The following is a 13,711-nucleotide window of genomic DNA, read 5'->3' on the forward strand; positions in this document are numbered from 1 at the left end:
GCACTGTCCCCTGTTAGATGCTTACGCGTTCCGAACATCCTGACGGAAGAGTCCCGGCCGCGAGCCGCCGGGGGCCGCACCGTTACGTAATATCCCGGTTCAATACACGGCCGTGACACCCCTAAACTGGGTCCCGTGACCGAGAACACTCAGCAGCAGCCAGCCAGCAACCCCGAACTGCCGACCCAGTACGTTCCGGCCGAGGTAGAGGGGAAGCTGTACGAGCGCTGGGTAGAGCGTGGTTACTTCGAGGCGGACGAGAAGAGCGACAGGGACCCGTTCACCGTCGTCATCCCCCCGCCGAACGTCACCGGAAGCCTGCACCTGGGCCACGCCTTCGAGCACACCCTGATCGACGCCCTCACCCGCCGCAAGCGCATGCAGGGGTACGAGACGCTGTGGCAGCCCGGCATGGACCACGCGGGCATCGCCACGCAGAACGTCGTCGAGCGCGAGCTGGCCAAGGAGGGCAAGTCCCGCCACGACCTGGGCCGCGAGGCGTTCGTCGAGCGGGTCTGGAAGTGGAAGGAAGAGTCCGGCGGCCAGATCTCCGGGCAGATGCGCCGCCTCGGCGACGGCGTCGACTGGTCCCGTGAGCGCTTCACGATGGACGAGGGACTCTCCAAGGCCGTCCAGACGATCTTCAAGCGGCTCTACGACGACGAGCTGATCTACCGCGCCGAGCGCATCATCAACTGGTGCCCGCGCTGTCTCACCGCGATCTCCGACATCGAGGTCGAGTACCAGGACGACGACGGCGAGCTGGTCTCGCTGAAGTACGGCGACGGCGAGGACTCCGTCGTCGTCGCGACCACCCGCGCCGAGACGATGCTCGGTGACACGGCCGTCGCCGTCCACCCGGACGACGAGCGGTACGCGCACCTGATCGGCCGGCAGATCAAGCTGCCGCTCACCGACCGTACGATCCCGGTCGTCGCGGACGCGCACGTCGACCCCGAGTTCGGTACGGGCGCGGTCAAGGTGACCCCGGCGCACGACCCGAACGACTTCGAGATCGGCCGCCGCCACGACCTGCCGAACATCGCGGTCATGGACGAGCGCGCCGTCATCACCGTCCCGGGCCCGTTCCAGGGACTCGACCGGCTGGAGGCCCGCAGCGCCATCGTCGCCGCGCTGCGTGCCGAGGGCCGTATCGTCGCCGAGAAGCGCCCGTACAACCACTCCGTCGGGCACTGCTCGCGCTGCAAGACGACCATCGAGCCCCGGCTGTCCATGCAGTGGTGGGTCAAGGTCGATCCGCTGGCGAAGGCCGCGGGCGACGCGGTCCGTGACGGGAAGGTCGCGATCCACCCGAAGGAGATGGAGCCCCGCTACTTCGGCTGGGTCGACAACCTCCGCGACTGGTGCATCTCGCGGCAGCTGTGGTGGGGACACCGCATCCCCGTCTGGTACGGCCCGAACGGCGAGACCGTGTGCGTCGGCCCCGACGACGAGGCCCCCACCGGCGAGGGCTGGACGCAGGACACGGACGTCCTGGACACCTGGTTCTCGTCCGGGCTGTGGCCGTTCTCCACGCTCGGCTGGCCCGAACAGACCGGGAGCGTCGAGAAGTTCTATCCGAACTCGGTCCTGGTCACCGGCTACGACATCCTGTTCTTCTGGGTCGCCCGGATGATGATGTTCGGCCTGTACGCGATGGACGGCACCCCGCCGTTCCACACGATCGTGCTGCACGGCATGGTCCGCGACCAGTTCGGCAAGAAGATGTCGAAGTCCTTCGGCAACGCGGTCAATCCGCTGGACTGGATGGACAAGTACGGCTCCGACGCGGTCCGTTTCACCCTGGCGCGCGGCGCCAACCCGGGCGTCGACGTGCCGATCGGCGAGGACTGGGTCCAGGGCTCCCGCAACTTCGCCAACAAGATCTGGAACGCGACGCGCTTCGCGATGATGAACGGCGCGACCGTCGAGGGCCCGCTGCCCGACGCGGACGCGATGTCCGCCACCGACCGGTGGGTCCTCTCCCGGCTGAACACCGTGGTCGCGGAAGTCGACGCGCTCTACGACGACTACCAGTTCGCGAAGCTCTCCGACGCCCTCTTCCACTTCGCGTGGGACGAGGTCTTCGACTGGTACGTCGAGCTGTCCAAGACGTCCTTCTTCGAGGGCGGCGAGCCCGCGAAGGTCTCCGGACGGGTCCTCGGCGAGGTCCTCGATGTCACCCTGCGGCTGCTGCACCCCATCGTCCCCTTCGTCACCGAGACGCTGTGGACGACGCTCACCGGCAAGGAGTCCGTGGTCATCGCGGACTGGCCGACGGACAGCGGCTTCCGCGACCCGGCGGCCGAGCGCGAGATCGAGAACCTCCAGCAGGTGATCACCGAGGTCCGCCGCTTCCGCGCCGACCAGGGCCTCCAGCCCGGCCAGAAGGTCCCGGCCCGGCTCGATCTGTCGGGCACCTCGCTGGCCGCGCACGAGCCGGCCATCCGCCAGGTGCTGAGGCTCCAGCCGGCGGAGGACGGCTTCCACGCCACCGCGACCCTGCCGGTCGCCGGGGCCGCGGTGGAGCTGGACCTGTCCGGCACGATCGACGTCGAGGCGGAGCGCAAGCGCCTGACGAAGGACCTGGGCGCCGCCGAGAAGGAGAAGGCCCAGGCGGAGGCGAAGCTCGGCAACGAGGCGTTCCTCGCCAAGGCCCCGGACCAGGTCGTCGACAAGATCCGCGCCCGGCTCACCAAGGCCGAGACGGACATCGAACGCATCACCGCACAGGTGGCTGCGCTGCCCCGGGGCTGACGCCCGCCTGCTCATGGAACCCCCTCGACCTCGCTGGTCGAGGGGGTTCCGTATGTACGGCCGGGGGAGCGCCGGAGCCGGTGTCGGTGGTGCTCCGTAGACTGGGCCCGTGAGCCGACACCGTCCTTCCAGCCAGCCCGACGATTTCGACGCGATCGTCGCCGCCGAGACGCACCGCGACCCCGACCTCGCGGTGATCGAGGCGGGCAGCCGTACCCTGCGCACCCAGGCCGGTCCCGCGCGGGGCGACGATGTTCCGGCGCGCCCCGAGGACCCGGAGGTGGACAAGGCGCTGCGCGCCGTCGAGCAGGAGCTGGCGGGGCGCTGGGGCGAGACGAAGCTCGATCCCTCGGTGGAGAGGATCCAGGCGCTGATGGATGTGCTGGGGGACCCCCAGCGCGCCTACCCGACGATCCACATCACCGGGACCAACGGCAAGACCTCCACGGCCCGCATGATCGAGGCCCTGCTCAGCGCCTTCGAGCTGCGCACCGGCCGGTACACCAGCCCCCATGTCCAGTCGGTCACCGAGCGCATCAGCCTGGACGGCGCGCCGATCTCCGCCGAGCGGTTCATCGAGGCGTACGGAGACATCAAGCCGTACGTCGAGATGGTCGACGCCCAGCGGGAGTTCCGGCTCTCCTTCTTCGAGGTGCTGACCGGTATGGCGTACGCGACCTTCGCGGACGCCCCCGTGGACGCCGCCGTCATCGAGGTCGGCATGGGCGGCAGCTGGGACGCGACGAACGTCATCGACGCCTCGGTCGCCGTCGTCACCCCGATCGATCTGGACCACACGGACCGGCTCGGTACGACGGCGGGCGAGATCGCCGTCGAGAAGGCCGGGATCATCAAGCGCGGCGCGACGGTCATCCTGGCGCAGCAGCCGGTGGACGCCGCCCAGGTGTTGCTGAAGAAGGCCGTCGACGTGGACGCGACGGTCGCCCGCGCGGGCATGGAGTTCGGGGTGGTCGCCCGCGAGATCGCGGTCGGCGGCCAGCTGCTGACCCTGCGCGGCCTCGGCGGTGAGTACGAACAGGTCTTCCTCCCGCTGTACGGCGCGCACCAGGCGCACAACGCGGCGGTGGCGCTCGCCGCGGTGGAGGCGTTCTTCGGCATCGGCGCCGAGCACGCCCGTCCGCTGGACATGGACACGGTCCGCAAGGCGTTCGCCTCGGTCACCTCACCGGGCCGGCTGGAGGTCGTCCGGAGCTCGCCGACCGTGGTGCTCGACGCCGCGCACAACCCGGCCGGGGCCCGCGCGGCGGCCGACGCCCTCGCCGAGTCCTTCGGCTTCAGCAAGCTGATCGGCGTGGTCGGCTCCAGCGAGGGCAAGGACGTCCGGGGGGTGCTCGAAGCACTGGAGCCCCTCTGTACGGAGGTCGTGATCACGCGGAACTCCAGCCATCGCGCGATGGACGTGGACGAGCTGGCCGCGGTGGCCGTCGAGATCTTCGGCGACGACCGGGTGCAGGTCGAGGCGCGGCTCGACGACGCGCTGGAGGCGGCGATCACGCTCGCCGAGGAGGACGCGGAGTTCGCGGGGGCCGGGGTGCTGGTGACCGGTTCGGTGATCACGGTCGGCGAGGCCCGGCTGCTGTTCCAGAGGAGGCGCTGACACCGTGCGTACGCTCTGTGCTTCGACCCTGATCGGTGAGTTCTTCGTGATCGGCTTCGCCGGTCTCGTCGCGATGAAGTCCGACGATCTGTCGATGGGGACGGTCTGGACGGTCTGCGGCATCGGCATGCTGCTGTCCGTGCTGCTCTGCGGGATGATCACCCGCCCCGGCGGGGTGCAGCTCGGCTGGGGCCTCCAGGTCCTGCTGGTCGCGAGCGGCTTCGTGGTCCCCGCGATGTTCGTGCTGGGGCTGATCTTCGGGGCGCTGTGGTGGGCCTCGGTCCACTACGGCCGCAGGATCGACGAGGCGAAGGCGCGCTGGGCCGCGCAGGCGCAGGCGGCGGCGGACTAGGGGCCTTCGTTTGGATCCGGCCGGATCAGGGAGCCGGGGTCCGGCGCCGGGTGGATCGCACGGCGGAGGGGGAGCCGACGCGGTGGGGTTCCCTCCCACGCCCTTGAGGCTGTGGGGGAGTCGGCGACCGCCGACGACGCCGCGAGGTGCGGCACCAGGGCACGCGAGCCCGGCCGGATCCGAACGAGACCCCTGGGTGGGGTGAGGCCGGTCCGGGTGTGGGGGGTGTGGTGGGTGCCGGTAATCTCACCCCACCGCACTCATATGCCTGCAAGGAGCCGCACACATGACCCAGCGCACTCTCGTTCTCCTCAAGCCCGACGCCGTCCGGCGCGGACTCGTGGGCGAGATCATCGGCCGTATCGAGCGCAAGGCGGGCTGGACCATCAGCGCGCTGGAGTTGCGCACGCTCGACCAGGACACGCTGGAGCAGCACTACGGCGAGCACAAGGGGAAGCCGTTCTACGAGCCGCTGGTCGCGTTCATGGCCTCGGGTCCGGTCGTCGCCCTGGTCGTCGACGGTGAGCGGGTCATCGAGGGAATCCGTACGCTCGCCGGTCCCACCGACCCGATCGCCGCGGCCCCCGGGTCCATCCGGGGGGACTTCGGGACGATCGTCCGGGAGAACCTGATCCACGCCTCGGACTCGGAGGAGTCCGCCATTCGGGAACTGAAGATCTTCTTCCCGGGACTTTCCTGATCGGGTGTCAGCCAAACGGCGCTGATGCCCTGGGGCGACCGAAGGAATTCGGTCGCCTTCGGGCATATATAAGACACTTCCGGGAACGCATCGGTCCGACACTTCGTCACCCTTACTGAGGTGGGCCAGCGCGCCGTTGCCGTACCGGCGGCACTACGATGGAAACCTCCAGTCAACGCACCCACCTCGCCATCCTGAAAAGCCATCAACGCTTGGGAAGGCCAGACGCATCCTCATGGGGAACAACATGTCGTTCATCGGCCGTGACATGGCTGTCGACCTCGGGACCGCCAACACGCTGGTGTACGTCAGGGGCCGGGGCATCGTACTCAACGAGCCGTCCGTGGTCGCCATCAACACCAACACGGGCGGCATTCTCGCTGTCGGCTCCGAGGCGAAGAAGATGATCGGCCGGACACCCGGCAACATTGTCGCCGTCCGGCCACTGAAGGACGGCGTGATCGCCGACTTCGAGATCACCGAGCGCATGCTGCGCTACTTCATTCTCAAGATCCATAAGCGCCGTTATCTGGCCCGTCCCCGGGTGGTCGTCTGTGTGCCCTCCGGTATCACCGGGGTCGAGCGCCGTGCCGTCATCGAGGCGTCCACACAGGCCGGCGCGCGTCAGGTGCACATCATCGAGGAGCCCATGGCGGCGGCCATCGGCGCCGGGCTGCCCGTCCATGAGGCGACCGGCAACATGGTCGTCGACATCGGCGGCGGCACCACCGAGGTCGCGGTGATCTCGCTCGGCGGTATCGTCACGGCCCAGTCCATCCGGGTGGCCGGTGACGAGCTGGACAACGCGATCATCCAGCACGTCAAGAAGGAGTACTCCCTCCTCCTGGGCGAGCGGACCGCCGAGAGCATCAAGATCACCATCGGTTCGGCGTTCGACCTGGACAAGGACGAGCACACCGAGATCCGTGGCCGCGACCTGGTCTCCGGGCTGCCCAAGACCGTGGTCATCTCCGCCGCCGAGGTCCGCAAGGCCATCGAGGAGCCGGTCAACGCGATCGTCGACGCGGTCAAGACCACGCTCGACAAGTGCCCGCCCGAGCTGTCCGGCGATGTGATGGACCGTGGCATCGTGCTCACCGGAGGCGGCGCCCTGCTGCGCGGTCTCGACGAGCGGTTGCGGCGGGAGACCGGGATGCCCATCCATATCGCCGAGGATCCGCTGGACTCCGTCGCGCTCGGCTCCGGAAAGTGCGTCGAGGAATTCGAGGCGCTCCAGCAGGTGCTGGACGCGCAGCCGCGCCGGTGATCCCACGGCGGGGCTGACTTCTGGTGCGGCGGATCGTTGAGACACAGTCAGACTCATTCCTACGAGGAAGGCACGGCCGCCGCACGTGAGGGACACCCGAGAGAGCCGTTTGCTCCTGGTGCTGCTGATCGCCATCGCGTTCGCACTGATCACCGTGGATATCCGCGGTGGTGAGGACTCCCCGGTCGACGGCGCGCGGCGGGCCGCCGCGGCGGCCTTCGGCCCGGTGGAGAACGGTGTGGCCTCCGTGGTCAACCCGGTCGGCAACGCGATAGGAGCGGTCCGGGACTCCGGTACGCGGCACAACCGCATCGCCGCCCTCCAGCGGGAGAACACCGAGCTGAAGCAGCGGCTCGGCAGCGACGACCGCAACCGCAGCCGGGTGCGCGAACTGGACAAGATGCTCAAGAGAGCCGGCGCCGGTCAGTACGGGATCAAGGGCGCCCAGGTCATCGCCATAGGGGCGGCCCAGGGCTTCTCCTGGACGGTCACCCTCGACATCGGCCGCGCCGACGGTATCCGGCGCGACATGACCGTCATCAACGGCGACGGTCTGGTCGGCCGGGTCACCACCGTCGGCCCCCGCACCTCGACCGTGCTGCTCGCCAACGACCCGCGCTTCACCGTCGGCACCCGGATGGAGGGCAGCGACGAGCTGGGCTTCGCCACCGGCCAGGGCGACCGTCCGCTCTCCGTACAGCTGCTCAACGGCAAGGCCAAGATCAAGAAGGGTGACCGGCTGGTCACCTTCGGGTCCAGCAAGGACCGGCCCTTCGTGCCCGGCGTGCCGGTCGGCGAGGTCGTCCGGGTGGACCCGTCCGGCGGCGACCTCACCCGTACCCTCTTCGTACGGCCCTTCGTCGGCTTCACCAAGCTCGACATCGTCGGCGTCGTCGTCGAGGCGCCCCGGGAGGACCCCCGGGACACCGTGCTGCCGCCCAAGCCGAAGCCCGTACCGACACCGACCGTTACCGTCACGGTCACCCCGTCGCCCAACGTCGATGAGAACCTCGCGGTCAACGGCCAGGCCGACCCGAACGCCCTCGGCGACGCGGCCGGTACCGCCAATGGCAACGCAGTCCCCAACGCCGATCCCAATGCGGTCCCCAATGCCAATGCCAACGCCGACGCCGGTGCCTCTCCCGACGTAAACGCCGATCCCAACGCCAACGTCAACGGAAACGCCAACGGGAACGCCAACGGAAACGCCGACGGCAACGGAAACGCCGACGGCAACGGAAACGGCGCCGCCAACGGCCCAGCAGACGAGCAGGAGTAGGGCTGATCCCCATGCGCTTCAACCGGATTCTGCTCTCCGCCACACTGGTCGTGGCAGCCCTGGTCATCCAGGTGTCCGTTCTCGCCCGGCTCCAGCTGCCCGGTGCCGTCCCCGATCTGATGCTCCTCGTCGTCCTGGCGCTGGCCTTCGTGTACGGCCATGTCAGCGGCGCGCTCATCGGCTTCGGCGCCGGACTGCTGGCCGACCTGGCGCCGCCCGCCGACCACGCCGCCGGACGCTACGCCCTGGTGCTCTGTCTGATCGGCTATCTGGCGGGCCTGGTCCGCCCCGAGAACGGGCAGATCAGATCGGCGATCGTGCCGATGACCGCGGTGGTCGCCGCGGCGGTCGGCTCGACCCTGCTGTACGCGGGGGTGGGCGCCCTCGTCGGTGACACCGCCGCCCGCCATGTGGGCCTCTCCGGGCTGATGCTGACCGCCGCGGTCTACGACCTGCTGCTCGCGCCGTTCACCGTCCCGCTGATCATGTGGCTGGCCAGACGCGCCGACAACGACCCGCTCGCCGACTCCAGGGACGGCGGCGCGGGCGATGTCGCCGCCGGCTGGATCGCCGGGGGCACCGGTCTGCGCATCGGCGACCAGCGCGGCGGACTGCGCGTCAAGGCCGCCAGGAACCGCGCGAACAGAGCCGGACGCATCAAGGGGGTCAAGCGTCTGTGAGCCCCCTCCCGCCGCCCGCCACCACCCTTCCCACGAGGGGCGCTTCGCACTCATGAGCAATATTCCCGAGACCGGGCGGACCCCCCGGGTCCAGATCCGGCTCGTCGTCATCCAGGTCCTGGTCTTCTCCCTGCTCCTCACCCTCGGCGGGCGCCTCTGGTACCTCCAGGTCCGCAACGGCCAGGAGTACACCGACGAGGCCAAGAACAACCACGTCCAGCAGGTCGTCCAGCCGGCCGTGCGCGGCTCGATCCTCGACACGCGGGGCGTCCCGCTCGCCGACAACGAGACGCGGCTCGTCGTCTCCGCCAGCCGTACCGACCTCATAAAGATGAAGGACGACGGCAGGGCCGTACTGACCCGGCTCGCCGATGTTCTCGGGATGAAGCCCGACGAGGTCATCAACAAGGTGAGGCTCTGCGACTCCCAGACCCCCAAGCCCTGCTGGAACGGTTCGCCCTACCAGCCGATCCCCGTCACCGACGAGGCCACCACCCAGCAGGCCCTGCAGATCCGCGAGCGTGCCGAGGACTTCCCCGGGATCACCGCCGAGCCCACCGCCGTACGCCGCTACACCGCACCCGGACTGGCCAACACCGCCCAGGTGCTCGGCTATCTCTCGCCCGTCACCGACGACGAGATCACCAAGGCGCAGGACACCGAGTCGCCGTACCTCCGCTCGGACCAGGTGGGACGCTCCGGCCTTGAGCGTACGTACGACAAGCAGCTGCGCGGCAAGGCCGGGGTCACCCGGTACGAGGTCGACAACCTGGGCCGGGTCATCGGCGAGGCCAAGAGCGACAAGGCCGAGCCCGGCGCCAATGTCGTCACCTCCATCGACGCGCGTGTGCAGGCCGTCAGCGAGTACGAGCTGAACGAGGCCATGAAGGCCGCCCGCAAGGAGATGGACCGCAACACCAACGAGAACTACAAGGCGGACTCCGGAGCCGTCGTCGTCATGGAGACCAGGACCGGCCGGGTCGTCGCGATGGCCTCCCAGCCGACCTACGACCCCAACTCCTGGGTCGGCGGGATCTCCGCCAAGGACTACGCCAGGCTCACCGGCAAGAAGTCCAACTTCCCGCTGCTCAACCGGGCCATCCAGGGCCAGGCGGCCCCCGGCTCGATCTTCAAGGTCGTCTCGTCGACCGCCGCCGTCAACGCCGGATACCCGTTCAACGGCAACTACCCCTGCCCCAGTTCGTACAGCGTCGGCAGTCAGGTCTTCAAGAACTTCGAGTCCAAGGGCTACGGCTCCATCACGCTCGGCAAGGCCCTCGAAGTCTCCTGCGACACCGTGTTCTACGGTCTCGCGCACAAGGAGTGGCAGAAGGACGGCGGCACCAAGCCCAAGAAGGCCGCCCACAACTGGTTCTACACGACCGCCCATCAGTTCGGCCTCGGCAAGGAGACCGGCATCGACCTCCCCAACGAGGTCAGCGGACGCGTCCCGGACCGTCAGTGGAAGCAGAACTTCTGGGAGGCCAACAAGGCCGGCTGGTGCAAGCAGGGGAAGAAGGGCGGCACCTACGTCGAGCAGCTCGCCTACGAGGGCTGCCTCGAAGGCAATCTGATGCGCGCCGGTGACTCCGTCAACTACTCGATCGGCCAGGGCGACACCCTCGTCACCCCGATCCAGATGGCCACCATCTACTCGGCCATCGCCAACGGCGGCACCCTCTACAACCCCACCGTCGGCAAGGCCGTCATCAGCGCCGACGGCAAGCGGATCCAGGAGATCGCGCCCAAGTCGCACGGCAAGCTCCCCATGAACAAGGCCACGCGCGACGAGATAGACGAAGCCCTCGCGGGTGTCGCCACCCGCGGCTCGGCCGCCTGGCGATTCGGCGGCTGGCCGCAGGACAAGATCCCGATGCACGCCAAGACGGGCACCGCCGAGGTCTACGGCAAGCAGACGACCTCGTGGTTCGCCTCGTACACCAAGGACTACACGATCGTCATGACGATCTCCCAGGGCGGTACGGGATCCGGCGCCTCCGGGCCCGCGGTCCGCAAGATCTACGAGGCGATGTACGGGCTCGACAAGGAGGGCAAGCAGGACGTGAAGAAGGCGCTGATGCCCACCCCGCGCGTGGCGCTGCCCACGATCCAGCCGGACGGGTCGATCGACGCCCCGAAGATCAGGCCGTACGAGCCGGTGAAGGAAGTCCCGGCGGGCGAGCAGGGCCTCGCGGGCGCGCCCGCCGCCACCGGACGGAGGGACTGAGCCGATGGCCGGCACAAGTTCTTTCTCCGTCTCCGGCTACGGCCCCGAGCGCGGTACGTGGGCCAGGCTCACCGCCCGTGACTCGATGGTGCGCAGGCTCGACTGGCCGTTGCTGTTCTCGGCGCTGGCGCTGTCGGTCCTGGGCTCGCTGCTGGTCTGGTCGGCGACCCGCAACCGCACCCAGCTGAACCAGGGCGACCCGTACTACTTCCTCTTCCGCCACCTCCTCAACACCGGCATCGGCTTCGCGCTGATGGCCGCCACGATCTGGCTGGGCCACCGCACCCTGCGCAGCGCGGTCCCGGTGCTGTACGGCTTCTCCGTCCTGCTGATCCTGGCCGTGCTCACCCCGCTCGGCGCGACCATCAACGGCGCGCACTCCTGGATCGTGGTCGGCGGCGGCTTCACCATCCAGCCCTCGGAGTTCGTCAAGATCACGATCATCCTCGGGATGGCGATGGTGCTGGCGGCCCGGGTCGACGCGGGCGACCAGCTCCATCCCGATCACCGCACGGTCGCCAAGTCCCTGGTCCTCGCGGTCATCCCGATGGGCATCGTCATGCTGATGCCGGACCTCGGCTCGGTCATGGTCATGGCGGTCATCGTGCTCGGCGCGCTGCTCGCGTCCGGCGCCTCCAACCGCTGGATCTTCGGGCTGGTCGGCGCGGGTGTGGCGGGCGCGGTCGCGGTCGCGGCGCTCGGGGTGCTCGACGAGTACCAGATCAACCGCTTCGCGGCCTTCGCCAACCCCAACCTCGACCCGGCGGGCGTCGGTTACAACACCAACCAGGCCAGGATCGCCATCGGCTCCGGCGGGCTCACCGGCACCGGGCTCTTCCACGGCTCGCAGACCACCGGCCAGTTCGTGCCCGAGCAGCAGACCGACTTCGTCTTCACCGTCGCGGGCGAGGAGCTGGGCTTCCTCGGCGCCGGGCTGATCCTGGTGCTGCTCGGGGTGATCATGTGGCGCGCCTGCCGGATCGCCCGTGAGACGACCGAGCTGTACGGGACGGTCGTGGCCGCCGGGATCATCGCGTGGTTCGCGTTCCAGTCGTTCGAGAACATCGGGATGACGCTCGGCATCATGCCGGTGGCCGGGCTGCCCCTGCCGTTCGTCTCGTACGGCGGCACCTCCATGTTCGCGGTCTGGATCGCGATCGGGCTGCTCCAGTCGATCAGGGTGCAGCGACCGCTGACCGCCTGATGGCGGGCGGGGACTGCACAGGAGCGGCCCCGCCCGGTACATTCGGTGTATGTCAGACACCGGCGTCGGCACCGTTCGGGAGATCGAGCGGAAGTACGAGCTGCCCGCAGAAGCCATCGGGGTGCCCGACCTGACCGGCGTCGAGGGCGTGTCCGCCGTCCGCGCCGAGGGCGTCGTGGAGCTGGACGCCGTCTACTACGACACCGCCGGGCTGCGGCTGGCCGCCGACGCGCTGACCCTGCGCAGAAGGACCGGCGGCGCCGACGAGGGCTGGCACCTCAAGTTCCCCGTCGCCACCGGCATCCGCGACGAGATCAGGGCGCCGCTCGCCGACACCCTCCCGCCCGAGCTGGCCGGGCTGCTCCGCTCCCGCACCCGCGACGCGGGGCTGTTCCCCGTCGTACGGCTGCGCTCCTCCCGCGACCTGTCGGTCCTGCTCGGCGCGGGCGGCGAGCCGCTCGCCGAGGTGAGCGTGGACGCCGTCCGGGCCCGGCGGCTGCCCGACGGCCCCGACGCCTCCTGGACCGAGGTCGAGGTGGAGCAGGTCACCGGCGAGGACACCGGGCTGCTCGACGCGGTGGAGACGGTGCTGTACGCGGCCGGGCTGCGGCCCGCGGCGGCGGCGTCGAAGCTGGGCCGGGCGTTGGCGGAGACCGGCCGCGTCCCTCCTCCGAAGCCGAAGCCGAAGCCGAAGCCGGGGCAGGCCAGTGCCGGGGACCGGGTGCTGGCCTATCTGCGGACCCAGACCGCCGCGATCGTCGACCAGGACCCCGCCGTCCGCCGCGACCTGCCGGACTCCGTGCACCAGCTGCGGGTCGCCACCCGCAGGCTGCGCTCCGCGTTCCGTACGTACGGGAAGGTCCTCGACCGGACCGTCACCGACCCGGTCGGCGAGGAGCTGAAGTGGCTCGCCGCGGAGCTGGGCGTCGACCGGGACCACGAGGTGCTGGCCGAGCGGATCGGCGCCCGGATCGACGCGCTGCCCGAGGCGCTGGTCCTCGGACCGGTGCGCCGCCGCGCCGGGAAGTGGGCCGCTCAGGGACGTACGGGCGGGCGGAGCCGATCCGTCGCCGTGCTGGACAGCGCGCGCTATCTCGCCCTGCTGGACAGGCTCGACGCGCTGCTCGCCGCCCCGCCGCTGCGGCCCGCCGCGGCCTCGGACCCCCGGAAGGTGTTCGAGCGGGCCGTCCTCAAGGACTACCGGCGGCTGGCGGACCGGGTCGGGTACGCGCTGGCGCTGTCCCCCGGCGAGCGGCGCGACGAGGCCTTCCACAACGCCCGCAAGTCCGCCAAGCGCGCCCGGTACGCGGCCGAGGCGGCCCGGCCCGTCCTCGGCGCGCCCGCCAAACGGTTCGCCGAACGGATGAAGGACATCCAGACCGTCCTCGGCGACCACCAGGACAGCGTGGTCGCCCGCGAGGCCCTGAAGGCCCTCGGCGGGCAGGCACAGGGCGCGGGGGAGTCCGCCTTCACCTGGGGGCTGCTGTACGGACAGGAGGCCGCCCGGGCCGAACGCCGGGAGCGGGAGCTGCCGGAGGTCTGGGCGCGGGCATCGGAGCCGGGGCTCCGGGCGGCGCTGAAGGGCTGACCGCCGGGGTACGCTGGATGGTCATCCCTGTCAGCCGAT

At 69.8% G+C, this 13,711-nt stretch carries 10 protein-coding genes; all 10 read left to right on the forward strand.

The window, feature by feature from the left end:
* Nucleotides 1-135: 135 nt before the first annotated feature.
* The 10 genes from ACIP8W_RS03300 (at nucleotide 136) to ACIP8W_RS03345 (ending at nucleotide 13,672) form a co-directional block, all read left to right on the forward strand.
* A complete protein-coding gene (locus tag ACIP8W_RS03300; protein ID WP_401955685.1) occupies nucleotides 136-2,757 on the forward strand; it encodes a valine--tRNA ligase in 2,622 nt (873 codons plus the stop codon).
* A gap of 109 nt (nucleotides 2,758-2,866) precedes the next feature.
* On the forward strand, nucleotides 2,867-4,375 hold the full coding sequence (locus ACIP8W_RS03305; protein ID WP_401955686.1) for a bifunctional folylpolyglutamate synthase/dihydrofolate synthase: 1,509 nt from the start codon (nucleotides 2,867-2,869) through the stop codon (nucleotides 4,373-4,375).
* 4 nt (nucleotides 4,376-4,379) lie between these two features.
* A complete protein-coding gene (locus tag ACIP8W_RS03310; protein WP_401955687.1) occupies nucleotides 4,380-4,727 on the forward strand; it encodes a DUF4233 domain-containing protein in 348 nt (115 codons plus the stop codon).
* Nucleotides 4,728-5,013: 286 nt separating this feature from the next.
* Complete coding sequence (gene ndk / locus ACIP8W_RS03315; protein ID WP_401955688.1) at nucleotides 5,014-5,427, forward strand: nucleoside-diphosphate kinase; 414 nt, start codon at nucleotides 5,014-5,016, stop codon at nucleotides 5,425-5,427.
* Nucleotides 5,428-5,674: 247 nt separating this feature from the next.
* Complete coding sequence (locus ACIP8W_RS03320; RefSeq protein WP_401955775.1) at nucleotides 5,675-6,694, forward strand: rod shape-determining protein; 1,020 nt, start codon at nucleotides 5,675-5,677, stop codon at nucleotides 6,692-6,694.
* An 85-nt stretch (nucleotides 6,695-6,779) separates the two neighbouring features.
* A complete protein-coding gene (mreC, locus tag ACIP8W_RS03325; protein WP_402201768.1) occupies nucleotides 6,780-7,973 on the forward strand; it encodes a rod shape-determining protein MreC in 1,194 nt (397 codons plus the stop codon).
* An 11-nt stretch (nucleotides 7,974-7,984) separates the two neighbouring features.
* Nucleotides 7,985-8,653, forward strand: a complete 669-nt coding sequence (mreD, locus tag ACIP8W_RS03330; protein WP_401955690.1) for a rod shape-determining protein MreD — start codon at nucleotides 7,985-7,987, stop codon at nucleotides 8,651-8,653.
* A 52-nt stretch (nucleotides 8,654-8,705) separates the two neighbouring features.
* Nucleotides 8,706-10,880, forward strand: a complete 2,175-nt coding sequence (mrdA, locus tag ACIP8W_RS03335) for a penicillin-binding protein 2 (protein ID WP_401955691.1) — start codon at nucleotides 8,706-8,708, stop codon at nucleotides 10,878-10,880.
* Nucleotides 10,881-10,884: 4 nt separating this feature from the next.
* The gene (gene rodA, locus ACIP8W_RS03340) at nucleotides 10,885-12,084 is read left to right on the forward strand and encodes a rod shape-determining protein RodA (RefSeq protein WP_401955692.1); all 1,200 of its coding nucleotides are present in this window, start codon (nucleotides 10,885-10,887) and stop codon (nucleotides 12,082-12,084) included.
* 49 nt (nucleotides 12,085-12,133) lie between these two features.
* Nucleotides 12,134-13,672, forward strand: coding sequence for a CHAD domain-containing protein (locus tag ACIP8W_RS03345; RefSeq protein ID WP_401955693.1), 1,539 nt, complete (start codon nucleotides 12,134-12,136; stop codon nucleotides 13,670-13,672).
* Nucleotides 13,673-13,711: the final 39 nt, after the last annotated feature.

This window comes from Streptomyces sp. NPDC088554, assembly GCF_044752945.1.
Lineage (GTDB): Bacteria > Actinomycetota > Actinomycetes > Streptomycetales > Streptomycetaceae > Streptomyces.

What these genes read in the sequence shown, in the direction of transcription:
- ndk (WP_401955688.1), top strand. Translation starts at nt 5,014, where the DNA reads ATGACCCAGCGCACTCTCGTTCTCCTCAAGCCCGACGCCGTCCGGCGC.
- ACIP8W_RS03320 (WP_401955775.1), top strand. Translation starts at nt 5,675, where the DNA reads ATGTCGTTCATCGGCCGTGACATGGCTGTCGACCTCGGGACCGCCAAC.
- mreD (WP_401955690.1), top strand. Translation starts at nt 7,985, where the DNA reads ATGCGCTTCAACCGGATTCTGCTCTCCGCCACACTGGTCGTGGCAGCC.
- mrdA (WP_401955691.1), top strand. Translation starts at nt 8,706, where the DNA reads ATGAGCAATATTCCCGAGACCGGGCGGACCCCCCGGGTCCAGATCCGG.
- rodA (WP_401955692.1), top strand. Translation starts at nt 10,885, where the DNA reads ATGGCCGGCACAAGTTCTTTCTCCGTCTCCGGCTACGGCCCCGAGCGC.
- ACIP8W_RS03345 (WP_401955693.1), top strand. Translation starts at nt 12,134, where the DNA reads ATGTCAGACACCGGCGTCGGCACCGTTCGGGAGATCGAGCGGAAGTAC.